The sequence below is a fragment of the Paenalcaligenes sp. GW821-LYS-B07-1 genome (genome assembly GCF_058803365.1).
On sequence record NZ_CM179516.1, the window covers coordinates 2400360 to 2424559 of the forward strand.

Annotated in this window: 23 protein-coding genes; 12 read left to right on the forward strand and 11 right to left on the reverse strand. The window is 50.3% G+C overall.

Features of this window, described 5'->3' with window-relative positions; all coding sequences use genetic code 11:
* Nucleotides 1-12: 12 nt before the first annotated feature.
* On the reverse strand, nucleotides 13-531 hold the full coding sequence (locus tag AC3QL0_RS11510; RefSeq protein WP_493008603.1) for a YceD family protein: 519 nt from the start codon (nucleotides 529-531) through the stop codon (nucleotides 13-15).
* A gap of 91 nt (nucleotides 532-622) precedes the next feature.
* Here AC3QL0_RS11510 and AC3QL0_RS11515 point away from each other — a divergent pair, with 91 nt between their 5' ends.
* A complete protein-coding gene (locus AC3QL0_RS11515) occupies nucleotides 623-1204 on the forward strand; it encodes a Maf family nucleotide pyrophosphatase (protein WP_493008604.1) in 582 nt (193 codons plus the stop codon).
* A gap of 17 nt (nucleotides 1205-1221) precedes the next feature.
* Nucleotides 1222-1935, forward strand: a complete 714-nt coding sequence (locus tag AC3QL0_RS11520; RefSeq protein ID WP_493008605.1) for an SAM-dependent methyltransferase — start codon at nucleotides 1222-1224, stop codon at nucleotides 1933-1935.
* 14 nt (nucleotides 1936-1949) lie between these two features.
* Here AC3QL0_RS11520 and AC3QL0_RS11525 read toward each other — a convergent pair whose 3' ends face one another.
* Both AC3QL0_RS11525 and AC3QL0_RS11530 read right to left on the reverse strand, forming a co-directional pair.
* Nucleotides 1950-2603 (reverse strand): HAD family hydrolase, encoded by a 654-nt coding sequence (locus AC3QL0_RS11525; RefSeq protein WP_493008606.1) that lies wholly within the window; start codon nucleotides 2601-2603, stop codon nucleotides 1950-1952.
* The gene (locus tag AC3QL0_RS11530; protein WP_493008607.1) at nucleotides 2600-3568 is read right to left on the reverse strand and encodes an RluA family pseudouridine synthase; all 969 of its coding nucleotides are present in this window, start codon (nucleotides 3566-3568) and stop codon (nucleotides 2600-2602) included. The genes AC3QL0_RS11525 and AC3QL0_RS11530 overlap by 4 nt, the downstream gene beginning before the upstream one ends.
* Nucleotides 3569-4060: 492 nt before the next feature.
* Between AC3QL0_RS11530 and AC3QL0_RS11535 the strand changes: the two genes are divergently transcribed.
* Complete coding sequence (locus AC3QL0_RS11535; protein WP_493008608.1) at nucleotides 4061-7327, forward strand: Rne/Rng family ribonuclease; 3267 nt, start codon at nucleotides 4061-4063, stop codon at nucleotides 7325-7327.
* 322 nt (nucleotides 7328-7649) lie between these two features.
* Here AC3QL0_RS11535 and accD read toward each other — a convergent pair whose 3' ends face one another.
* The 4 genes from accD to AC3QL0_RS11555 form a co-directional block, all read right to left on the reverse strand.
* Nucleotides 7650-8525, reverse strand: coding sequence for an acetyl-CoA carboxylase, carboxyltransferase subunit beta (gene accD, locus AC3QL0_RS11540; protein ID WP_493008609.1), 876 nt, complete (start codon nucleotides 8523-8525; stop codon nucleotides 7650-7652).
* A 112-nt stretch (nucleotides 8526-8637) separates the two neighbouring features.
* Nucleotides 8638-9456 carry a tryptophan synthase subunit alpha gene (gene trpA / locus AC3QL0_RS11545; protein WP_493008610.1) on the reverse strand — a complete coding sequence of 273 codons (819 nt, stop codon included), beginning with the start codon at nucleotides 9454-9456 and terminating at the stop codon, nucleotides 8638-8640.
* A 16-nt stretch (nucleotides 9457-9472) separates the two neighbouring features.
* Complete coding sequence (trpB, locus tag AC3QL0_RS11550; RefSeq protein WP_135861724.1) at nucleotides 9473-10672, reverse strand: tryptophan synthase subunit beta; 1200 nt, start codon at nucleotides 10670-10672, stop codon at nucleotides 9473-9475.
* Nucleotides 10673-10758: 86 nt separating this feature from the next.
* Nucleotides 10759-13002 carry a RelA/SpoT family protein gene (locus AC3QL0_RS11555; RefSeq protein ID WP_493008611.1) on the reverse strand — a complete coding sequence of 748 codons (2244 nt, stop codon included), beginning with the start codon at nucleotides 13000-13002 and terminating at the stop codon, nucleotides 10759-10761.
* Nucleotides 13003-13112: 110 nt separating this feature from the next.
* On the opposite strand from AC3QL0_RS11555, the gene AC3QL0_RS11560 reads away from it, so the two are divergent.
* From AC3QL0_RS11560 to nth, 5 genes are all read left to right on the forward strand, one after another.
* The gene (locus AC3QL0_RS11560; RefSeq protein ID WP_493008612.1) at nucleotides 13113-13601 is read left to right on the forward strand and encodes a flavodoxin family protein; all 489 of its coding nucleotides are present in this window, start codon (nucleotides 13113-13115) and stop codon (nucleotides 13599-13601) included.
* A gap of 241 nt (nucleotides 13602-13842) precedes the next feature.
* Nucleotides 13843-14166 (forward strand): ferredoxin FdxA, encoded by a 324-nt coding sequence (gene fdxA / locus AC3QL0_RS11565; protein ID WP_135861693.1) that lies wholly within the window; start codon nucleotides 13843-13845, stop codon nucleotides 14164-14166.
* 207 nt (nucleotides 14167-14373) lie between these two features.
* On the forward strand, nucleotides 14374-15612 hold the full coding sequence (locus AC3QL0_RS11570) for a polyhydroxyalkanoate depolymerase (RefSeq protein ID WP_493008613.1): 1239 nt from the start codon (nucleotides 14374-14376) through the stop codon (nucleotides 15610-15612).
* Nucleotides 15613-15671: 59 nt separating this feature from the next.
* Complete coding sequence (locus tag AC3QL0_RS11575) at nucleotides 15672-16313, forward strand: RnfABCDGE type electron transport complex subunit B (RefSeq protein ID WP_493008614.1); 642 nt, start codon at nucleotides 15672-15674, stop codon at nucleotides 16311-16313.
* Nucleotides 16314-16320: 7 nt separating this feature from the next.
* The gene (gene nth, locus AC3QL0_RS11580) at nucleotides 16321-16962 is read left to right on the forward strand and encodes an endonuclease III (RefSeq protein WP_493008615.1); all 642 of its coding nucleotides are present in this window, start codon (nucleotides 16321-16323) and stop codon (nucleotides 16960-16962) included.
* A 71-nt stretch (nucleotides 16963-17033) separates the two neighbouring features.
* On the opposite strand, the gene AC3QL0_RS11585 is transcribed toward nth, so the two are convergent.
* The 4 genes from AC3QL0_RS11585 to AC3QL0_RS11600 all read right to left on the reverse strand — a co-directional run bounded on the left by AC3QL0_RS11585 (nucleotide 17034) and on the right by AC3QL0_RS11600 (nucleotide 21971).
* Nucleotides 17034-17807, reverse strand: a complete 774-nt coding sequence (locus AC3QL0_RS11585) for an ABC transporter ATP-binding protein (RefSeq protein ID WP_493008616.1) — start codon at nucleotides 17805-17807, stop codon at nucleotides 17034-17036.
* Complete coding sequence (locus AC3QL0_RS11590; protein ID WP_493008617.1) at nucleotides 17807-19657, reverse strand: branched-chain amino acid ABC transporter ATP-binding protein/permease; 1851 nt, start codon at nucleotides 19655-19657, stop codon at nucleotides 17807-17809. Before AC3QL0_RS11590 ends, AC3QL0_RS11585 begins: the two co-directional genes overlap by 1 nt.
* Nucleotides 19658-19662: 5 nt before the next feature.
* Nucleotides 19663-20700: a branched-chain amino acid ABC transporter permease gene (locus AC3QL0_RS11595; RefSeq protein WP_493008618.1), complete on the reverse strand. Its 1038-nt coding sequence runs from the start codon at nucleotides 20698-20700 to the stop codon at nucleotides 19663-19665.
* Nucleotides 20701-20804: 104 nt separating this feature from the next.
* The gene (locus AC3QL0_RS11600) at nucleotides 20805-21971 is read right to left on the reverse strand and encodes an ABC transporter substrate-binding protein (protein ID WP_493008619.1); all 1167 of its coding nucleotides are present in this window, start codon (nucleotides 21969-21971) and stop codon (nucleotides 20805-20807) included.
* Nucleotides 21972-22148: 177 nt separating this feature from the next.
* Here AC3QL0_RS11600 and msrB point away from each other — a divergent pair, with 177 nt between their 5' ends.
* The 4 genes from msrB to AC3QL0_RS11620 are packed head-to-tail and all read left to right on the forward strand — an operon-like array spanning nucleotide 22149 to nucleotide 24184.
* A complete protein-coding gene (gene msrB, locus AC3QL0_RS11605) occupies nucleotides 22149-22553 on the forward strand; it encodes a peptide-methionine (R)-S-oxide reductase MsrB (protein ID WP_493008620.1) in 405 nt (134 codons plus the stop codon).
* Nucleotides 22550-23110, forward strand: a complete 561-nt coding sequence (locus AC3QL0_RS11610) for a septation protein A (RefSeq protein ID WP_430220484.1) — start codon at nucleotides 22550-22552, stop codon at nucleotides 23108-23110. Before msrB ends, AC3QL0_RS11610 begins: the two co-directional genes overlap by 4 nt.
* Before the next feature lie 18 nt (nucleotides 23111-23128).
* Nucleotides 23129-23395: a BolA family protein gene (locus AC3QL0_RS11615; RefSeq protein ID WP_493008621.1), complete on the forward strand. Its 267-nt coding sequence runs from the start codon at nucleotides 23129-23131 to the stop codon at nucleotides 23393-23395.
* Nucleotides 23396-23407: 12 nt separating this feature from the next.
* Nucleotides 23408-24184: a peptidylprolyl isomerase gene (locus AC3QL0_RS11620; RefSeq protein WP_493008622.1), complete on the forward strand. Its 777-nt coding sequence runs from the start codon at nucleotides 23408-23410 to the stop codon at nucleotides 24182-24184.
* The last annotated feature ends 16 nt before the right edge of the window (nucleotides 24185-24200 follow it).

Here is a 24200-nt window from a genome sequence, read left to right on the forward strand (position 1 = left end):
ACAAAAAATGAGCTAAGACTTTTTAAGCTTGCCCAACACTGCAAATGGATTGGGTTTCTCTGTTTCCAGCCCAGACGCATCCTCTTCGGACAACGCTCTAGGTAAAGACGGACATACATCATGGCGCGGAATATATGGCAACGCCAAAATGACCTCGTCTTCAATCAATCCAAACAAATCCAGATTTAGTGACGCCAAGACACGATCAGGTGTCTCTACATCATCCTCATCCTCATCCAGTTCGGCTTCCGTGTTCACCACTTCAAAAAGGGTGTCCACCACCACTGGACATTCGTAATCTTGCAGACAACGTTGACACTGCAAGAACATGGAACCGTTCACACTCAAACGAATAAAACGGCGTTCTGTCGTGTCTACACTACCCGAAGCAGACCAATTAAACACCTGGCCCCGCTGCGGCACAAGACCTTCTATGGCGCGAGCAAGCTTTTCTGCAGCTATCTGCCCCGTTCTAGTCTCGTGTTGTTGTGTAAATGTAAAGGTATCCAGAAGGTATTGCTCGGTACTCACAATGGCCTCCGGCATTCCAATAGTAAGGAAAACGTTAGATAATACAGTGCGTAGAGCAGAACCGTCAAACTTTTCACACCAAAAATCACTTATGCGTCTGATTCTGGCATCCAGTTCCCCCTATCGTCGCGAGATGCTTCAGCGACTCGCTCTGAACTTCGACATTATCGCACCAAACATAGACGAAACACCACTATCAAGCGAACTTCCCGATGCCTTAGCATTGCGCCTTGCCAAAGAAAAAGCACTAGCCGTCGCTCAACAGCATCCTGATGCTGTAGTTATAGGCTGTGACCAAGTTGCGACGTTAGGTACATTACCTATAGGTAAAGCAGGTTCGCACGACAAGGCTTTTGCACAACTACAGCAACTGAGCGGGAAAACTATTGTGTTTCACAGTGCTCTCTGCGTTGTTCACCGCGACACTATACTGATTGATAACGTGCCTACACATTGCGCATTTCGCACGCTAAGCAATGATGAGATTACACATTACTTACTGCACGACAAACCTTACGACACCGCCGGCAGCGCCAAAGCCGAAAGCCTAGGTATCGCACTGATGGATAGCATGCAGTCTGACGACCCCACCGCCATTATTGGCTTGCCACTGATACGCTTGAACCAATTTCTGCGCCAAGTAGGCATCAACCCCCTTAACCCCACACGCTAACTTACTGGGAACTTATTGTGACTACAGGTCAACTTCACCTCATCCCCGTCGGTTTAGGCGACAGCCCCATACAAAATTGGCTGCCGGCACAAACCCAGCAGCTTGCTCAATCGCTGACTATTTATATTGCAGAAAACGCTAAAACCGCCCGCGCTTTTCTGAAGCAAGTAGAAACCACCACGCCCATACAAGAAATCACCATTCACACACTAGATAAGCGCGGCACCTCTGCACAACAAATTCGTGAATGGCTGCAACCACTAAAAGACGGTGCAAATATAGGCTTGGTATCCGAGGCTGGCTGCCCTGCCGTAGCCGACCCTGGCGCTACGGTAGTTGCCGCAGCACACACTATGGGCATTGAAGTCGTACCCCACGTAGGGCCCTCCTCTATTCTGCTGGGCCTAATGGCCAGCGGCTTAGACGGGCAGCAATTCGCATTTCATGGCTACCCACCAGTGAATGCCGCTGAACGCAGCAAAACACTGAAAGACTGGGAAGCCAACTCGCGCAAACACCACCAGACCCAGCTATTTATTGAAACCCCTTACCGAAACGAAGCGGTATTCAGCGCCCTATTAAGCACTCTACAACCCACCACTCGTTTGTGTATAGGTCGTGCCCTAACCACAGCCGATCAATGGATCTGCACACGCACTGTTGCGCAGTGGGCCAAAGCAAGCCCACCCGAGTTCAACAAACAACCTACTATCTTTTTGTTTCTAGCCTAGGCTTACAGCCAGCCTTAGACACGCGCCAATAACAGATCACGCATAGCGGCTACCTTATCAACCTGAAAAGTAGGGGCCGCTTTGCTAAGCGTATCAGGATCATGCGCACCGTAACTAACGGCTAGACTATCCATACCCGCATTTTGCGCCATATGCACATCATGCGTGGTATCACCCACCATAATCACCTGATCCACAGGCAGTTGCATTTCATCCAACAGCTCATGCAACATTTGCGGATGCGGTTTACTTTGTGTTTCGTCCGCACAGCGTGTGGCGTAGAAGTACTTATCCAACCCCACATTAACCAGCAATCTATCCAAGCCGGCACGACTTTTACCTGTAGCCACCGCCAGCAGCACATCACGCTCTTTAAGCTCATCCATCATGCTTTGCATGCCATCGAACAATTTCAACTGTAAATCACGTTGGAAAAAATGGTGACGGTAACGCTCGATAAAATCAGGCATCTGTTCAGCATTCAGGTCTGGCACCACTCTATATAGAGCAGCCTCTAACGATAGGCCAATCACCCAGCTTGCAATAGCACCACTAGGCACTGGCAGACCCAGATCAGCACTCGCCAACTGAATAGCCGTCACAATGGCGTGGGTAGAATCCATCACCGTACCATCCCAATCGAACACCACTGCACGGTACTGCTTCATTCTGCTTTCTCCAAAATTTTCATAATTGCCAAGCATTCAGCAGGCAATGGCGCTTCCAGCTCTAACAACTCACCCGACACTGGATGCGCCATCTCTACCCTACCTGCATGCAAGAACATACGCTTAAAGCCCAATCTAGAAAAATGCTCACGCACCTCATCTGAGCCATACTTATCATCGCCCACCAACGGGAAACCGGCGTTAGCCAAGTGCACACGAATCTGGTGAGTGCGCCCTGTACGCAAATCAGCCTCAACCAGACTATAGCGCCCAAAGCGTTTCAATAAATTGACAATGGTATGCGAAGGCTTTCCTTCAGGGTCTACACGCACACGCCGCTCACCAGACGCCGTCATCCAGCGCAACAAAGGTTCACGCAAGTGCTGCCTATCATTTACCCAATCACCCGTCACCAGCGCTTGATAGTGTTTGCGCACTACACCTTCGCGGAACATGTCGTGCAAACGCACCAACGCTTTACGGCTCTTTGCAATCACCAGCAAACCCGAGGTGTCTCTATCCAGCCTGTGCGCCAACTCCAAAACGCGCTCTTCTGGACGTGCTGCACGCAGTTGCTCGATCACACCAAACGACACACCACTACCGCCATGAACCGCCACACCCTCCGGCTTATCTATCACAAGGATATCGCGATCTTCAAACACGATAGGAAACACCGCTGGAGGAACCGGTCTAGGTGCATCAGCTTGTGGCAAACGCATGGGGGGCACACGCAACACATCGCCCGTTTCTAACCTGTACTCGCTGCTTACCCGCCCTTTATTCACACGCACTTGCCCACTACGTATAGCGCGGTAAATATGGCTTTTGGGAACACCTTTACAAAGGCGCAGCAGATAATTATCAACGCGCTGACCCGCTTCCTCCGCTTCAATTTCTACGAAACGGACGGCTACAACGCCTTTTTCACTATCTAATGGTTTGCTCATGCACAAAAGAGGCATATAATCGCCTCAGCCTATGAAAACTGTGACACCGTCATACGTAGAGATGCAAAGGGTGCGTCTCCGTAGACGACAAAGGTCTAATTGTACTGCCTTAGTGCCAGTTTTCGGGGTCATTTAGTCGCCGGGGCGAGCTCACTGTTCCTGCAAGCACAGAATCTGCATGGCAAACATGACTGCTTGTGTCCCGCGTGCGGCACTGAATTATCTGCGAAAAAGTCGTCGCTCTTTAGAATTTAGCACCAGACACGAGCAAAACCCGGGTCTGGCCATTGTTCCAGCAAATATTTTTTGTCAACCACACACACGTGATCCTGACCATCCTGCTGCCTGAACCTCGCTCATACATGGGCTCATCGCCCCCACGACAGATTATGGTGGGCACGGCCTGATTTATCTTGGCCCTAGCCCCCTTGCAGTGACAGTGCTACACACTGAGTGACCCGCGGTCGTGCGTTAGAAATAGCGCACCATGACTACGGAGAATTACTCATGAAACGCATGTTGTTCAATGCAACGCATCAAGAAGAATTACGCGTTGCCATTGTCGACGGTCAGAAACTGATCGACCTCGATATAGAAGCCGCCGGACGCGAACAGCGTAAAGGCAACATCTACAAAGGGGTGATCACCCGCATTGAACCCGGTCTGGAAGCTTGCTTTGTCAGCTACGGGGAAGAGCGTCACGGTTTTCTGCCCTTCAAAGAAGTTGCCCGCACCTACTTTAAGGAAGGTGTAGACGTACGTACAGCCCGCATTCAAGATGCACTGCACGAAGGCCAAGAACTGATCATCCAAGTAGAGAAAGAAGAACGTGGTAACAAGGGCGCTGCCCTAACCACCTTTATCTCTCTGGCTGGCCGTTACTTGGTCTTGATGCCTAACAATCCTCGCGGAGGCGGTGTTTCCCGTCGCGTGGAAGGCGAAGATCGTCAAGAGCTGCGCGAAGCCATCGACCAACTGTCTATTCCTGGCGGTATGAGCATCATTGCTCGCACAGCCGGTATTGGCCGTAGCGTGGAAGAGCTGCAATGGGATTTAAACTACCTACTGCAACTCTGGACCGCTATTGACACAGCCGCACGCGATAACCGTGCTCCCATCCTGATTTATTTGGAATCCAGTTTAGTAATCCGCGCAATCCGCGATTACTACTCCCAAGATATCGGCGAAATCCTGATCGATACCGATGACATTTACGAGCAAGCCACTGCCTTTATGAGCGTAGTGATGCCCGATAATGTACAGCGCGTTAAACGCTATCGTGATGACATCCCGCTGTTCTCTCGCTTTCAAATTGAAAACCAAATCGAAACCGCGTACTCACGTACCGTACAGTTACCATCCGGTGGCGCTGTGGTTATCGACCACACCGAAGCTCTAGTTGCTATCGACGTGAACTCGGCGCGCTCCACTCGTGGCGCAGACATCGAAGAAACCGCACTGCGTACCAACCAGGAAGCTGCTGATGAAGTTGCTCGCCAGTTGCGTTTGCGTGACTTAGGCGGTCTGATCGTTATCGACTTTATCGATATGGAAGACAGCAAAAACCAGCGTGCTGTTGAGCAACGTCTGCGTGATGCGCTACACCTGGATCGCGCTCGTGTACAAATGGGTAAAATTTCGCGCTTTGGCTTGATGGAACTATCCCGTCAACGCCTACGCCCAGCCCTGAACGAAGGCTCGCATATCACTTGCCCACGCTGCACAGGTACTGGCGTAATTCGCGATGCCGAATCCAGCGCTCTGCACGTACTACGTCTGCTGCAAGAAGAGGCCATGAAAGAAGGCACAGCCGCCATCAACGCCCAAGTGCCTGTTGATGTGGCCACCTACTTGCTGAACGAAAAACGTGCTGATGTTTCCAAAATCGAATCTCGCTTGAACATCAAGCTGACATTGATTCCAAACAAAAACCTGGAAACACCTCACCATATTATCGAACGCTTGCGCCACGATGACGCACGCCTTGATGATGTAGTGTCTAGCTACGAGCAAGTACAGCAAGCTGAACAAACCACAACACAACCTGCTACACGCACACCAGAAGCCAAGAGTCGCCCCGAAGCACTGGTTAAAGGCATTAGACCAGCCCAACCAGCACCAACACCCGCCCCTGTTGCTAAAGCAGCACCAAGCTTCTGGAAACGTCTGGCCACATGGTTGTTTGGTGAAAAAGCACCAGAGCCCGATGTCAGCACTGGTAAGAATGCTAAAAAATCAGGCCGTCGTCCAGCAAATGCGTCCACTAAAGGTGGCGAGCGCAATCCTGAACAGCAACGCCAGCGTCAACGTCAACGTCGCTCATCCCGACCAAACAGCGATGAGCGCGCCGACAAAACGGTAAGCACCACAGCGAACAACAACCCTCAAGGTCGCCGCAACGCACCTAAAGAGGAGAAAAACGACGAGCAGTTGGCAACACCAGTAGCTGCCGTCAGCGCACAAGCTGCCGACCAAACCTCTGGCGAAACCTCTACAGGATCTCGTCGCCGTCGCGGTAGCCGCGGTCGCCGTCGTGACAACAACGCTGAAGCAAACAAAGCTAACGAGCAAGATCTGGGTCTGCAAGAAGGTACAACTACCGAAGCTGAAGCCCCTGCTGCCCCTAGCCCAGTAGCCGCTAAAGACACCACACAAGACGCTACCGCCAATGCAGATAGCATTGATAACGAAGAAGGTGTAGAAGGCGATGGTAGCGATACCGAACGCCGCCGCAGCCGTCGTCGTCGCAGCCGTCGTGGTCGTCGTGGTACAGAGCAAAACGCTAACAGCACAGATGCCGTTGAAAGCGAAGATAACATTGCTACGGATGATGAGACTGTGGTGACTTATGTACCACATCAAACACCAAGCTTTGATGCCAACGCACTGATAGAAGCACCACAAGACGAGGCTGCTGCCGAGAACGTAGCCGCTACTCAAGTTGAACAACCTAGTGACAACAGTCCTGCAATCGTTACTACACAACAAACTGAGTTGCCTTTGGCTACAGAAGTCACTGACACAACAGTTACCGCTGAACCTGTTGAAGCACAACAAGCAACGCCTGTTACTGTAGCTGAGCTAGCACAATCATCTGGTCTGACCATGATTGAAACTCGAGCGGAAAGCCTAGCTAATGCAGCCAACGCACAAACCGAGGTTGAGCCCGCTCCTACACGCGCTCCACGCACTCGTAAAACTACTGCTGCTGTTGCCGCTGAACCATTGGTACAGATCGAAACGCAAGCTGATGCTCCTGCTGCAGAACTTAACATTGAACCAGCCTCCCCTATCGCTGACGACGTTGCTCCTGCAGTTGCTGACGCCTATGTTGCGACAGAAACCGTAACAACGACTGAGGCCCCTGCGGCTGCTGAGTCTGTAGCTGAAGTAGCAGAACACGCTACTGATGCAGTAGAGCCTACATCTGCAGAGGTAGCACCTGTAGAAGAAAGCCATACAGCGATAGAGTCTGCTCAAACTGAAGCCACTGAGGTAGAAAGCTCAGCCATCGTTGCTGAAGCTGCTACTGCCGTTGCTGAAGTACACGTAGAAGAACAACAAGTTGCTGTAACAGAGACTGCCTCTATTACACACAACAACGTTGCTCTGGATACACAGTTAGAACAAGCTGGCCTACAGTTGGTAGAGACATCTGCCTCCACCAGCTTTAGTTACCAAGCGGCTCCCGTAAAACTGGGTCGCCCACGTAAATCCGCTGCACAAACCTCTGCTGCAGAACCATTGGAACAGGTTGAGACCAGCCACTCCTAAGCCGTAGCACGCTGTACAAAAAACCCTCTTTGCAAAACAAAGAGGGTTTTTTATTGGCTATGGCATGACCGTGTACTCATGCATCCTGGAAATAGTGCCGAAGCTAGGCCAACCCATCGCTCGTAGCGGACACAACTCAACGCATACCCTCTTCCATACTGCTACGGCTGCCCCACCAACCCTGAACACGCAAGAAACCTAACCACCAAATACAAAAAGGGCTGAGAAGCTCAGAATCGTGTGCTACACGCATTCTTCACTTACCCAACCCTTTGGTGTATAGCGGAGCATTATCGCCCTGCTACGACATTCTTAATGGCGTTTACGCCTTATGCACAGCTTCTGCTGGTTGACGTGTCAACAAAGCAATCAAACTAGCAATTTCGTTTTGCATCTCACGTCTATCCACAACCATATCGATAGCGCCTTTTTGCATCAAGAACTCAGCACGCTGGAAGCCCTCGGGCAATTTCTCACGTACAGTTTGCTCAATCACGCGTGGACCAGCAAAACCGATCAAGGCATTAGGCTCAGCCATCACCACGTCGCCCATAAAGGCAAAACTGGCCGATACACCACCCATGGTTGGGTCAGTTAGAACGCTAATGAATGGTAAACCTGCTTCAGACAACTTGCACAACATAGCATTCGTTTTAGCCATCTGCATCAACGAGAACAAGCTCTCTTGCATACGCGCACCACCCGAGGCAGTCACACACACAAACGCAGAACGAGACTCAATAGCCGCCTGAACACCGCGCACGAAACGCTCACCCACTACCGACCCCATGGAACCTGCCATGAAATCGAAGTTAAATACAGCAGCTACTGCTGGCACACCCAATATCGTACCTTGCATAACCACCATCGCTTCGCTTTCGCCTGTATCACGGGTAGCTTGAGTAATACGATCAGGGTATTTTTTGGAGTCGCGGAATTTCAGCGGATCCATTGGACGGGTATTAGAACCGATCTCTACCCTACCGTCTGCATCCAGCAGCACGTCGATACGATCGCGTGCATTGATACGCATATGGTGTGAGCACTTAGGACATACATGCGATGTGGCCTGCAAGTCTTCTTTGTACAGCACTACCTCACACGATGGGCATTTCACCCATAGCCCTTCGGGAACCCGACGACTACTTTCGTTGTTACGATTAATGCGTGGAGGCAGAATTTTCTGGAGCCAACTCATGGTGTGATCCTGATAGTAGACGACGCCGCTCACGCCGCCAGCAAATTTTTAACAACATGCACGAATGCAAAAACACAAGTGCATGATTCTATACGGAGAAGCCCTTGTTACGCTAGTTCAATGCTTGTCGAACTTGTGCTAACCACTGTGACGCCGCCTGAATAGCTTGATCATCACTGTTGTTTTGGGCGTAAGCTGCCTCCATGGTTTCAATCAGCTTGCTACCGATTACCACAGCATCCGCACACTCCCCTACTCGCTTGGCACTTTCGGCATCGCGTATACCAAAACCTACGCCTACAGGAATATGTACGTGCTTGCGAATAACTTCCAACTGGCGCGCTACGGCATCGGTGTCCAAACTACCAGAACCGGTCACACCTTTTAGAGACACATAATACACATAACCCCTTGCTACCTTAGCGGTGCTTTGCATACGCGCTTCAGTAGAAGTAGGGGCTAATAGGAAAATTGGGTCTACACCTGCTTTGCTCAGCATGCCAGCAAACTCTTGGCATTCTTCTGGTGGGTAATCCACGGTCAACACACCATCCACACCGGCTTCGCCGGCGGCTTGCGCAAAACGCTCTTGCCCCATGGCTTCTATAGGATTGGCATAGCCCATCAAGACTATAGGTGTGGTGTTATCTTGTTGACGGAACTCTCGCACCATATCCAACACCATGCTCAGGCTAACGCCACGTGCTACTGCACGTTCTGCTGCTCGTTGGATAACGGGGCCATCGGCCATAGGATCAGAGAAAGGCACGCCCATCTCAATTACATCTGCACCTGCCTTAACCAGCGCATGCATCAAAGGGACCGTTACAGTCACAGAAGGATCACCGGCAGTGATATAAGGAATCAAGGCTGCGCGGCCTTCCAACTTCGCAAAACAATTGGCCAGGCGTATATTTTTTGTTTCTGACATAGTTAAATCCCGAACCTTACAGGGTGATACCGCTGAACTCAGCAACGGTATGCATATCTTTATCACCTCGGCCGGACAAGCTGACCAGAATGATTTTGTCGGACGACAGTGTAGGCGCCATACGTGCGGCACATGCCAACGCATGTGAGGACTCAAGAGCAGGCATAATGCCCTCTACACGGCAACAATGGTGAAAAGCCTGCAATGCTTCGTCGTCATTCACAATTTGATAGTTAGCTCGACCACTGTCTTTCAACCACGCATGCTCAGGCCCCACACCAGGATAATCCAAACCAGCCGAGATAGAATGCGTTGCTTGAATTTGACCAGCAGCATCTTGCAGCACATAGGTACGGTTACCATGTAACACACCCACGGTGCCAGCATTTAAGGACGCTGCATGTTCGGGGGTATCAATACCACGACCACCAGCCTCTACACCAACTAACTTTACATCGTCGTAGTTGATGTAAGGATAAAAAATCCCCATGGCGTTAGAACCACCACCTACCGCAGCCACCACGTAGTCAGGCTGACGACCCGCATCTACTGGCATCTGCTCAATACACTCTTCGCCAATCACGCTCTGGAAATCGCGAACCATCATAGGATAAGGGTGTGGACCAGCCACAGTACCGATAATGTAGAAGGTATTTTCTACGTTAGTTACCCAATCGCGCATGGCTTCATTCAGCGCATCTTTAAGCGTACGGGAACCAGACTCCACAGGCACCACCGTTGCGCCCAACAATTTCATGCGGTAGACGTTGGCAGCTTGTCTGCGCACATCTTCGCTACCCATGTACACCACACACTCCAAACCATAGCGTGCAGCAACAGTTGCTGTCGCGACGCCGTGCTGTCCGGCACCTGTTTCGGCAATGATGCGTGTTTTGCCCATACGCTTGGCCAACAAAATTTGGCCAATACAGTTGTTTACCTTGTGTGCTCCGGTGTGGTTCAAGTCTTCGCGTTTAAACCAAATCTGCGCACCACCAAGCTCTTCCGACCATCGACGTGCGTGATACACAGGAGACGGACGTCCTACAAAGTGCTTAAGCTCGTAAGCAAACTCCCGTTGGAACTCGGGATCTTCTTTGTAACGGTCGTAGGCCTCGCGCAATTCATCCAGCGCATGTACCAATGTTTCAGAGACGAAAGAACCACCAAACTTGCCAAAATGGCCGGTGCTGTCAGGTAAGGTATACGATTTCAAGAGTTTACTCGCTTTTATCAGAACCACAGCAATACGAGCCTGCTCCAGACTCGTAGCCAAACAATTATTCTACCAGTACAACCGCACTATTGCCGCACCGCATCTACACCAGGAATCTCATTCAGGGCCGTTAGAGCACGTTGAATCTGCTCGCCACTGTTTACCTCTACAGTAAAGACCATTTGGCTAAGCGATCGGCGGCTTTGCGTATTCACTCCCACTACGTTTAAACGCAGGCGAGCAAACACTTCGGATACATCTCTAAGCAGGTTAGGATTTTCTTGTGCTTGTATAAAGAGATCGACGGGATACAGCGCTTCTCCAGTTGCTCCCCATGTCACATCTATCACACGCTCAGGTTGTGTCGCTGACAACCCCAAAAAAGAGTGGCAATCACGCCGGTGTATAGACACACCACGCCCACGAGTCACAAACCCTACGATCTCATCGGGTGGAGCAGGACGGCAGCAACGGGCTAACTGCGTGAGCAAAGAATCTACGCCCACCACCAACACACCACTTTTCCCGGTACGCGTCACACTGGACGTCGCGCTATTGAACACACGCGATGGGTTCTCTTCTTGCGCAGCCGCGTCTGAAGGCTGTTTAAATGCCTGTTCTATTTGACGCAGACTAAACTCATCTTTAGCGACCGCGACGTATAAGTCATCAGCCTGAGCAAAACCCAAGCGTTGGGCCAACGACTCTAAATTCGTGGCTGTTTTGCCCAAACGCTGTAATTCTTTTTCGACCATAGTCTGGCCTTGGCTCATGCGCTGCTGCAGCTCTATCGCATTAAACCAAGCTCGCACTTTGGCTCTAGAACGAGGGCTGGCCAAGAAACCTAACTGTGGATTTAACCAATCACGCGATGGCCCGCCCGATTTGGCAGCAATAATTTCTACGGTTTGCCCAGTTTGCAGGCGTGTCAGCAGCGGCACCATCAGCCCATCGACTTTGGCACCACGGCAGCGGTGACCCAAATCAGTGTGCAAGTAATAAGCAAAATCAACCGGGGTCGCCCCCACAGGAAGCTCAATCACACGCGCTTGAGGCGTTAACACATAGACATGCTCTGCCTGCAGACTTTCAGCAGCAGGTGTGGCCTCTACCACCGTAGCAGCATCTGCAGTAGGCGTGCTTTTATCCCACGCTAACAACTGGCGCATCCATGCGATTTTTTGCTCATCAGCTGTCGCAGCCACCTTACCGCCTGCTGCACCCGCTTCTTTATAGCGCCAGTGCGCAGCCATCCCGTACTCAGCAAACTCATGCATTTCCTGTGTACGAATCTGTACTTCAAAGCAACGCCCTTGTTCATCTGCCACTACTGTGTGCAGCGAACGGTAGCCATTGGGCTTAGGACGGGAAATGTAATCATCAAACTCAGCCGGTACAGGCGTCCACATAGCGTGAATCAAGGCTAAGGCAGCATAGCAACTACGCTCGTCATCCACAATCACACGCAATGCACGCAAATCGAATAGCTGATCAAAGTCCAGATGCTTATTACGCATCTTGTTCCAAATACTATAGATGTGTTTTGGCCTGCCATATACTTCGGCATCCACACCTTCTGCTTTGAGCGCTTCGGACAGCTGTTGCACTACATTGGTGATGAAAACCTCACGCTCAGTGCGTTTTTCTTCCAACTGTTTTGCTATTTGCTTATACACGTCAGGCTTGAGAAAACGGAAAGCGAAGTCTTCCATTTCCCACTTCACCTGCCAAATCCCCAGCCTATTTGCCAAGGGTGTATATAACTCCATGGTCTCTTTAGCAAAGGCTTCAGGACAGGGAGTTTTGCTGATGGCATACCAGCTTAACGACTGCAGCCTAGAAGCTAGGCGCAGCAGCACAATACGCAAGTCAACGGCCATCGCCAGCAACATGCGTCGTTTCATTTCTTTTTGATCGCTACCTGGCACACCTACATCGCCAGACTGCGCTGTCAACGCACCTAATCGGTATAAGGCTCGTGTGCCTTGCACCAGTTTGGCCACTTCAGGGCCAAACTCCCGTGATAGGGTTTCGGGACGGGTGTTGTTCTCGTTGTCTTCCAGCTCAGGCATTACGGCCAACAAGGCGCTGGCTCGCGTTACCGCATCGGACCCCAGCCCTACCAATACCGTCACCATCATAGCCGCGTGGCTATCTAAAGGCTCTCCAGTGCTGGCGATACGCCCTGGTAGCACCTTGACCACCTTATCCCTAGCCGCAGTTACCAGCTTCTTCCCAGCCTCATCCAAATCTGCCGTGCAGGATTCTAACCACACAGCATCAGATAATAGATCGTGAGTATCAGCAGAAGGGAGTAACGGGGAGTGCATAAAATGGGGCCAATGTTCAGAAGCACACTTAAGACCCATATACTAGCGTGGATACCGTTTCACTGCGAGACCCCTTGATGTTATATAGCCCTAAAAAAAAGACATTACTGATGGTCTGGCACTCTAGAACAGGTGCCAGTCAACAAGCCATGCAAGCCGCTTATGATGCCGCACAACGTGCCCTACATGCGCTTGAAAGCACCAGCAGCGTTCAGGTACGTAGCGTGCCTGCCGCTGAAGTCACTACTGCAGACTTTCTACTCGCCGATGCCTACCTGTTTTGTGCTCCAGAGAATCTGGCTAGTCTGAGCGGCACAATGAAGGAATGCTTTGATAGGCTGTACTACTCATTACTAGAGCAACTTAATGGTCGCCCTTATACCGCAATCATTAGCGCTGGCACAGATGGGCAGAGCGCTTTAAAACAATTACAACGCATTTGTACTGGGTGGCGATTAGAGCAAGCCTGTGACCCCGTCATCATTCTCATGAACGCCAGCAGCACTGACGAAATTTTGGCACCCAAACAATTAACAAGTGCACAGCTCGCTTCTGCTGAGCGTTGCGGAGAGAACCTAGCAGCCCTACTGTGCTTATAATGGCGGATGCTCTGAATCTTCTGACCCAGAGCAAAGACATGCTTAGACAGATACATTACGCTTGCAAGTAATTTATAGCTATGTACTTACTACCCATAATCTAGGTATGTTGCGCGGGGTTTTGCAGGCTTATTGCAAAATTTTCGTTAAAATCGATTCATTAACCTTAAGACACCACAAAATAAGGCGCTTTTATCGCCCGGTGTCCAGTTTCGCTTTCTCTAGCCGGAGTCTCATTAACATGACCCACGTTGTCACCGAAAACTGTATCAAATGCAAATACACTGACTGTGTTGATGTCTGTCCGGTAGACTGTTTCCGTGAAGGTCCGAACTTCTTGGTAATTGATCCTGATGAGTGTATTGACTGTGCTGTCTGTATCCCAGAATGCCCGGCCAACGCCATTTTTGCAGAAGAAGACGTACCCGAAGACCAAGTGAAGTTTATTGCTCTGAACGCCGAGCTCAGCCCTGAGTTTGGTATGATCAACCGTTCCAAAAAGCCTTTGGAAGACGCCGACGAATGGAATGGCGTTGAAGGAAAACTGGAGCATTTAGAGCGATAAACTGTTGTTTGAAAACAGCTTTTAAGCCCCCAAAAGAAGCCATAGGCTTCTTTTTTTGCCTCTAATATTGCTGCAATGCAGCACAAGGATAATACTAAGTATCACAGCAGATAAGCTTCGCATACACTGGCAACTTATCGCTCTGCGGACCAGCCACAAGGCCCGTATAGTACACAAGCGTTTCACCTCAATAAAAAAGAATATCCTATGCTTTACGACCTACATGAATGGCAAAGGTCCATACTGGCTCCACTGGTGAACCTCTCCAGTCAGGGCTCTGAGTTGTTTTCCAGCCCTTATAGCCCTTGGTCCTACACCCCCGTCTCGCGTCAAATTGCCGCAGGCTATGAATTACTTTATAGACTGGGCAAAGAATATGAGAAGCCTCAATGGCAGATCCCCGAGGTCAAGGTAGGCAATAAGCTAGTAGCAGTGAGCGAAACCACCGTTTTGCGTCTGCCTTTTTGCCAGTTGGTACATTTTGAGCGCGAAGGCATTACCGAGCCCGCGCCTAAAATGTTGGTGGTAGCCCCCATGTCGGGCCACCACGCCACGCTATTGCGCGATACTGTACGCACCCTTCTGCGTGATCACGATGTATATGTAACGGATTGGATAGACGCCCGCATGGTGCCACTGTCTGCCGGTTCATTCCATTTAAATGACTACGTGCACTACGTACAGCACTTTTTACACGAACTAGGCCCAGACACCCATGTCATCGCTGTGTGCCAACCTACAGTTCCAGTATTGGCTGCCGTATCGCTGATGGCTGCTGCCCGCGACGCCAGCCAACCTCGTAGCATGATCTTGATGGGCGGCCCTATTGACCCTCGTCAGTCTCCAACAGCAGTGAACTCGTTAGCGACTACCAAGCCATACTCATGGTTTGAGAACAACCTGATTCACCGTGTACCGCCCCGCTACGCAGGTGTAGGTCGTAAGGTGTACCCAGGTTTCTTGCAGCACACTGGGTTTATTTCCATGAACCCTGACAGACACATGATGTCTCACTACGAGTTCTATCAACACCTGCTTAAGGGTGACGATGAAGACGCCGAAGCACACCGTCGTTTCTATGATGAATACAACGCTGTCATGGACATGAGTGCTGAGTTCTATCTGGACACCATCAAAACAGTATTCCAAGACTACGCTTTACCACGTGGTCTATGGGAAGTAGATAACGTTGCTGTACAACCAGAAAAAATCCAAAATTTACACCTACTCACCATTGAGGGCGAATTGGATGATATTTCTGGCTTGGGCCAAACTCGTGCTGCGCAAAAATTATGCTCTGGCTTGAATGAAGCGCATAAGCAACACTACACTGTGAGTGGCGCAGGACATTACGGTATATTTTCCGGTCGTCGCTGGCGTAATCAGGTATATCCTAAAATACGTGACTTCGTAAAAGCCGCTGAGGCTCACGCCAAAAGCGTCTGACCTTCTATCCTTTCTATGCCACACACTTCCAGGGGCCTAAGGGCCCCTGATTGATGTTTATGACCGATCAAATTCTCGTCCTTACTGAGCGTATTAATGCGCTGCTGCCACAAACCCAATGCACTCGCTGCGGCTACGACGCCTGTTTGCCTTATGCCGAAGCCATTGCCCAGAAAGGCGAAGCCATTAACCGTTGCCCTCCGGGCGGTGAATCGGGCATACAACAATTAGCCGAACTTACAGGCCAAGCTGTGCAAGCGCTCAACCCCGAATGTGGCACACACGAGGCCCCAACGGTGGCGTGGATTGATGAAAAACACTGCATAGGCTGTACGCTCTGTATTCAAGCCTGTCCGGTGGATGCCATTCTCGGTGCTAACAAACGCATGCATACCGTGATCAGCGACCGCTGCACTGGCTGTGACCTGTGTTTAGCCCCCTGTCCGGTAGACTGCATCACCATGTTGCCCGCCAACCGCGAATGGACACCTGAGCTCGCCACAGAAGCCAAACAACACTACGAAACTCGTAGTAGACGCCTGCAGCACAAACACGATGAGTCAGGTTCTATGGCTAGCAGACTACTAGCCAACAAACCCAAGGTCGCACTGGAAGCGGACGACCCTGAGCGTCGCAAAGCCAGTATTGCCCAAGCTTTGGCACAAGCCCGGGCACGCCGCGCCCAGCAACCTACTTCGTGAGTGCTGCATGAATAACGCTATTCGTACTGAGATTTTCACGCGCTTACAAGCGGCGAACCCTCACCCCACTACAGAGCTGGAATACGAAAGCACGTTTCAGTTGTTGATTGCGGTAATTTTGTCTGCACAAGCGACAGATGTGTCGGTAAATATTGCAACTCGGCGCTTCTTCCCTACTCACGGTACCCCTGCAGGTATTTTAGAGCTGGGTGAAGAAGGCTTGATGGACAAGATCAAAACTATTGGCCTCTTCAGAACCAAAGCCAAGAATGTGATCCGCACCTGTGAGCTCTTACTGGAAAAATACCAAGGCGAAGTTCCCGCAGACCGAGACAGCTTAGAAGCCTTACCTGGCGTAGGTAGAAAAACAGCCAACGTTGTACTGAATACCGCATTTGGCTTTCCCACCATTGCCGTGGACACCCATATTTTCCGCGTCAGCAATCGTACTGGTATCGCTAAAGGCAAAAACGTGGTGGAAGTGGAGCAGCGTTTAGAGCGACTCATTCCTAAGCAGTTTTTGCTGGACGCACACCATTGGTTGATTCTGCATGGTCGCTATATTTGCGTGGCCCGTAAACCTAAGTGCCCACAGTGCGGTATTTCGGATTTGTGTGAGTTTAAGGATAAGACGCCAGTTGGGAAATAAAGATCATCACAAAGCAAAAACCCTCCATTTTAGTGGAGGGTTTTTACATTTAAACAGCCACTACAAGCCGTTTACTGTTCCTGCTTATCCTGCCCTAAACCTAAGTAGCTTTCGATAATTCTAGGATCACCACTAAGCTCACGAGCAGGCCCTTGCATAATAAGCTCAGAGGTTTCCAGCACATAACCGTAATCAGCCACCTGTAATGCTGCCCTAGCGTTTTGCTCTACCAGCAAAATGGATACCCCGGTAGAGCGCAAACGGCTAATAATCTTAAAGATTTCACGCACCACACGCGGAGCCAAACCCAGACTAGGCTCATCCAGCATCAAGACCGTAGGTCTGGCCATCAAGGCACGCCCTACTGCCAGCATTTGACGCTCACCACCGGACAAAGTGCCTGCTTGCTGTGTACGACGCTCTTTCAAGCGTGGAAACAGTTCGTAGACCTCATCCATAATGCCGCGCCAGTTGGCTACTTTTTGCCGGTGTAGCCTAAAACCACCCAACAACAAGTTGTCTTCCACCGACATGCTGCTGAAAAGCTCTCGACGCTCAGGCACTAAGGATAAACCTTCAGCAACACGGCGCTCTACGCTCCATGCTGAAATGTCTTTGCCTTGTAGCAGTACATTACCCGTGCTGCGGCCATTGGTAGGCAGCGCCCCCATGATGGCATTCAACATGGTGGACTTACCCGCACCATTAGCACCGATCACTGTGACAATGCTGCCTTTCTCTAGCTGTATAGATGCATTATTCAATGCACCTACTTTACCGTAGCGTGCTGACAGCCCTTGCACTTCCAGCAACACAGAGGCTTTTTCCTGATTATTGGCAGTCATTACACGCCCTCCCCGTTGTCTTGCTGAGACTCGTCATCAAAGTCTAGGTCTTCATCCAAGCCGCCCAAGTAGGCCTGCAGTACCGCTGGGTTCTGCTGCACTTCTTGAGGAGTACCCTCGGCAATACGTGTACCGAAATCCATTACCACTAGGTGATCGGTCAAACGCATAACGAAGTCCATATCGTGCTCTACCAGCAAGATACTCATGCCTTCATCGCGCAGTTGCGACAACACACGAGCTAACTCTTGCTTTTCCAGATAGCGCAAACCCGCTGCTGGTTCATCCAGCAACAGCAATACTGGGTCGGCGGCCAATGCACGAGCAATTTCCAGAATACGCTGTTGGCCCAACGCCAAGTTACCAGCCTCTTCGTACAGGTAGTCACCCAAGCCCACACGAATCAACTGTTTCTTAGCATCGTGTAATAACTCTGCTTCACTGCGTCTATCCCAGTGCAACAAGGCAGACAAAATACCTACGCGACGACGCAAGTGAGCACCCAGTGCTACGTTTTCTAGCACGGTCATGTCAGGAATCAACTGCACGTGTTGGAACGTTCTGGCCATACCCAACCTAGCGATATCTCTAGCGCGCAGTTTTTCGATGGCTTTACCCGCAAAACGTACCACGCCACCACTCAGCGGCAACACGCCACTGATCAGGTTAAAGGTCGTACTTTTACCAGCACCGTTAGGGCCAATCAAACCCATGATCTCGCCCGCTTTGAGTTTGAAGCTGATATCGTTTACCGCTACCAAGCCACCAAACTGTTTACGCGCTTTATCCACTTCCAGCACCAAAGAACCACGCGCTGGCTTAGCACGTTGCGGCAAAGGCTCTGCTTGGCGCTGCAACGCGTGCTGCACATCAGCCACTACCTGTGCTTTATTACGTGTACCGGTAATACGTTGCCATGCGGCGGACAGGTACGGCCAAAGACCGCCTGTAGCGTACTGCAACACGAAGATCATCAAGACACCAAACACGATCAATTCGAAGTTGGTATCCATGGCAAAGAACTTAGGCAGCCAGTTCTGAATTTGATCTTTTAGCGTCAAAATCACGGTGGAGCCTAATACAGCACCCCACACGCTACCCGCGCCACCAACCACAGCCATAAACAGGTATTCAATGCTGTAGTTCAAACCAAAGGGGCTAGGGCTCACGGCACGTTGGAAGTGCGCATACAGCCAACCCGAGATACACGCCAACACGGCGGCGTATACAAAGATGATGGTTTTGTACGCAGGCATGTTCACGCCAAAGGATTCCGCCATGTGTTTACCATGACGCAATGCACGAATCGCACGACCTGGACGGGAGTACAGCAAGTTATGTGTGAGCCACAATGCCAGCAGTAGAATCGCCCAGATCAGATAGTAGATATGTCTATCTGCCCCCAAGCTCATGCCAAACAGGCTTAACGGCTGAATGCCTGAAATCCCATCGTGCTGACCCAAGAAGCTCAAATTACCAAACAGGTAGTACAACGACAGTGACCAAGCAATGGTACCCAACGGCAAGTAGTGGCCCGACAAGCGCAGCGTGATCATGCCGATCAACGCAGAGAACACTAAGGTCAGCGCAATGGCTACCCACAAGCTCACCCATGGCGACAAACCTAAACGGGTAGTCATGTATGCGGTAGTGTAAGCACCAATCCCCACGAACGCAGCTTGACCAAATGAGGTCAACCCACCCACACCTGTCAACAACAACAGACCCAGCACGACCAAACTGCTTAGGCCTATGTAATTCATTTGCGTGACCCAGAATGGTGGCACAGCCCCTATCAACGGGAACACGGCCAACAACAGCACCACGACAGCTAATAACACTCTATTCATGATGCTTAATCCTCATCCTCTACACCACGCGAACTAAAGGAACGCCACAACAGCACGGGGATAATCATGGTGAACACGATCACTTCCTTGTAAGCACTGGCCCAGAAAGAGGCAAACGCTTCCAGCACACCAACAAAAATCGCCCCAATAGCTGTCAGAGGATAGCTTCCCAAGCCCCCAACAATAGCGGCCACAAAGCCTTTCAGACCGATCAAGAAACCTGTGTCGTAATAAATAGTGGTCACTGGTGCAATCAACATGCCCGAGAACGCACCAATGGCAGCAGCCAAGCCGAAACTCAAGCGGCCAGCCATGATGGTGCTAATACCTACTAAACGAGCACCACGACGGTTCACAGCGGTTGCACGCAATGCTCGGCCATACAACGTACGACCGAAGAAAATCCATAGCCCAGTAATCAATACTGCGCATGACAACAATACGAAGATGGTTTGTGCTGACCAGCTCATATCACCCAGCATTACTTGGCCTTCCAAGAACGCCGGTGTACGCCACCCCTCTGCACCAAAGAACACCAGCCCCAGTCCGGTTAACGCGAAGTGCACTGCTACCGATGTGATCAACAGCACCAATACGCTGGACTCGGACAAGCGCTGATACACCAAACGGTGCAGCATAGGCCCTAAAGGCACCACAATGGCCAAGGAGTACAACACAGACAACCATAACGGAATAGTGCCGCCCACCATGTAGGGGCTCAACAAATACAGCGCAACAGGCAATACCAACGTCCACGCTATAGTGCGCCAAAAACCCTCAAAGGTTTTATTACGTATTGCACTAAACAGTTCTAGCAAAAACACCAGTACGCCGGCTATCAATAGCAGCTTCAGCGTGCCAGGCTCCCGCCCGTTAATAATGAAAGCCAACGTTAAAGCCCCATAGGTGACGAACTCGCCTTGTGGGATAAAAATAACGCGGGTTACGGTAAAGACCAGAACCAACGCCAACCCCAACAATGCGTAAATCGCACCGTTAAGCAGCCCGTCCTGCAATAAAATCAGAACTATCGTGCTGTCCATAGCCTTACACCATTAGTACAGGAATTTTCAATCATAACTACACCAAAACGGCAGGAGCATACGCCCCTGCCGTTAGTTCAGAAGCCTACAAATCTGTATTGTTATTACAGATCAGGCTGGTAAGTCCATTTGCCATCAACTACTTTCACCATGACGCGAGCACGCTCATCCAAACCGGAGTGATCGGTTTCTGTCATGTTGAAAACACCCTGAGAGGCGGACAAGTCTGTAACCGCTTCGATTGCGTCACGCAATGCTTGGCGGAACTCCACTGTGCCGGGCTTAGCACCGCTTTCCAGCGCAACAGGAATAGCAGCCACTACCAATTGCCCTGCATCCCACATGTGACCACCAAAGGTGTTTGTGGTACCTGCACCGTATTTACCTTCGTAAACGGTCTGGTAGGCTTTAGCAGAAATTTTTGCTGGGTGATCATCAGGCAACTGGTCCACCACTAGCAGTGGGCCACTTGGCAAAATGATACCTTCACAGTCACGGCCACATACGCGCAATACGTCGTTGTTAGCAGAACCATGTGTGTGGTAGATCTGGCCAGCAAAGCCACGGTTTTTCAACTCACGCTGAGGCAACGCTACTGGAGTACCAGCAGCACCGATCAGCACAGCATCAGGTTTGCTTGCCAATAGTTTCAGGATTTGACCTGTCACACTGGTGTCATTGCGGTTGTAACGCTCAGCAGATACTACAGAAATACCTTTGGCTTCAGCTGCTTTACGCATTACATCTAACCAACCATCGCCGTACGCATCGTTAAAACCAATAAAGCCCAAGGTTTTAACACCTTGTTTTTCCATGGTGGCAGCCAAACCCTCAGCCATCAACAAGTCGTTTTGTGGAGTTTTAAATACCCACTTACGCGCACCTTCCATGGGTTCAATGATGCTGGCATTAGCGGCCACACTGATCATCGGCACTTGGTTTTCTGCTACCACGTCAATCATGGCTAACGAACCTGGAGTGGCAGAGGTACCCAACACCACATCCACGTTATCTTCCGTTACCAATTTACGTGTATTACGTACTGCTTGCGTAGTGTCAGTGGCATCATCCAGCACCACGTACACCACTTTTTCACCTGCCACTTCAGTAGGCAACAAGCTCACGGTATCGCGCTCAGGAATACCCAGCGATGCTGCTGGACCTGTAGAAGATACAGTAACGCCCACCTTAACTTGAGCCGAAGCAGCCAAAGGAAATGCTAGGGCAATCGCCCCTGCCACCATTGCACGACGCAATACTCTATACGACATCTCAGCCCCCTTTGCGTGACTAAATTAGACGGAATTGTTATATAAAAAACGGTTGATTATATCGTGATCATTACAATTTATCGCCTAGTAAATACCATGCAAGCTTATACGACACTACAATTACGCATACACTATGCGCTATAGTTTTGGCCGCTAGTCTCCCACAAGGTATTCGATGTGAACAAAATACGTAAAACGTCAGAGCAATGGCGTGCTCAACTTTCTCCTGAAGCTTTTTATGTGACGCGCGAACACGGTACAGAGCGCCCTTATAGTGGTCAGTACTGGAGTACCACCACACCGGGAATTTATCGCTGCGTAGGTTGTCATACTCCTTTATTTGCTTCCGACACAAAATTTGATGCAGGTTGCGGTTGGCCCAGTTACTTTGATGCCATTAATCCCGAGAACGTACGTGAAGAAGCCGATTACTCACACGGCATGGTACGTACCGAGATTCTTTGCAATATTTGTGATGCACATTTGGGACACGTATTCCCAGATGGCCCTCCTCCCACTGGTCTACGCTACTGCATCAATTCGGTTGCTTTGACTTTTGAGCCCGAGTCCGACTTATCATGAAAAAACTCCTGTTTGACCTGTTTCCTCTAATTCTGTTTTTCATTGCATTTCGAATGTTCGATTTGTATGTGGCAACAGGTGTAACCATGGCCGCCGTCGCGGTGCAAATCATTTGGCTGAAAATTCGTCAACGCACAATTGAAGCCATGCACTGGATTAATCTGGCGATCATCATGGTATTTGGTGGTGCAACTTTATTGTTTCAAAATGATGCCTTCATCAAATGGAAACCTACCGTACTGTATTGGATTTTCGCTGGCGTACTATTGGGTAGTCGTTTGTTCTTGCAACGCAACCTGATGCAAAAACTGATGGGCGCACAAGTCTCACTCCCTACGGCGATCTGGGACAAACTCAATTACAGTTGGGTGCTCTTTTTTATTGCATCTGGCGCACTGAATCTTTACATTGCTTTTTCAGGCCAGTTTACTGAAGAGCAGTGGGTAAGTTTTAAAGCCTTCGGGCTATTAGGTTTGTTGGTGGTTTTTGCTATTGGCCAATCCATTTGGTTGTCCAAACATATCAAAACACCAGCAGCCAACGATGACCACGTTTAACAGGGCCATTTGATCGTTATGAACGTTACTGAACGCATAGAAGAACTCACCCGCCGTCTGGCTGATCTTGAAGCCACACACTTGGAAGTCATTGACGAGTCTCACCTGCACGCCGGGCATGCAGGCGCTAAGGGCGGTGCTTCGCACTTTAGACTGATCATAAGTTCACCAAAATTTACGGGGCTAAATACACTAGCACGTCACCGCCTTGTGTATGATCGGGTATCAGACCTTATGCCTCATCCTATTCACGCGCTATCCATACAGGCTAGCACTAACTCTTAAGAAAGGATCCACATGAAACGATTTGCCGCACTTATGTTGTCCTGCGCAATGGCTGCTCCTTTGTACGCACAAACCGCAGCAACCGTTAATGGCAAGCCCATTTCACAAAAATCCGTGGACGACTTCATCGCTCTGCTGATCGAACAAGGTGCTCAAGATAGCCCAGAGCTGCGTGAGCAAGTGAAGCAAGAAATTATTGGTCGTACCATTATGGTGCAAGCAGCAGAAGCGGCTGGCGTAGCCAACCAACCAGCTGTTAGCCAAGAAATCGAACTGGCTAAACAAGGCATCATGATTCGTGCCTTGATGTCTGACTACCTGAAGAAAAACCCCGTCACTGACGCTCAGGTATCTGCAGAATACGAAGTTTTGAAAAAACAAGAAGCTGGCAAGCAGGAATACCGTGTACGCCACATCTTGTTGGATAACGAAGAGCAAGCAAAAACAGTATTGGCTGACCTAAAAGCCAAGAAAACCAACTTTGCTGATGCCGCTAAACAGTACTCCAAAGATCCAGGCTCCGCTAGCCGTGGTGGCGATTTGGGTTGGGCTGCTTCGTCCAGCTACGTAGCACCATTCGCTAACGCCGTGGATAGCCAGAAAAAAGGCGAGCTGAGCGCTGCTCCTGTGCAATCCGATTTCGGTTGGCACATTCTGGTGGTTGAAGACAGCCGCCCTATCACATTCCCTGAACTGAACGATGTGAAAGATCAGATCGCGGAAATGATGCGCCAAACCAAACTGGAAGAGTTCCAACAGTCCTTGCTGAAAGGCGCAAAAGTTGAGTAATACTTTTACGTTATGG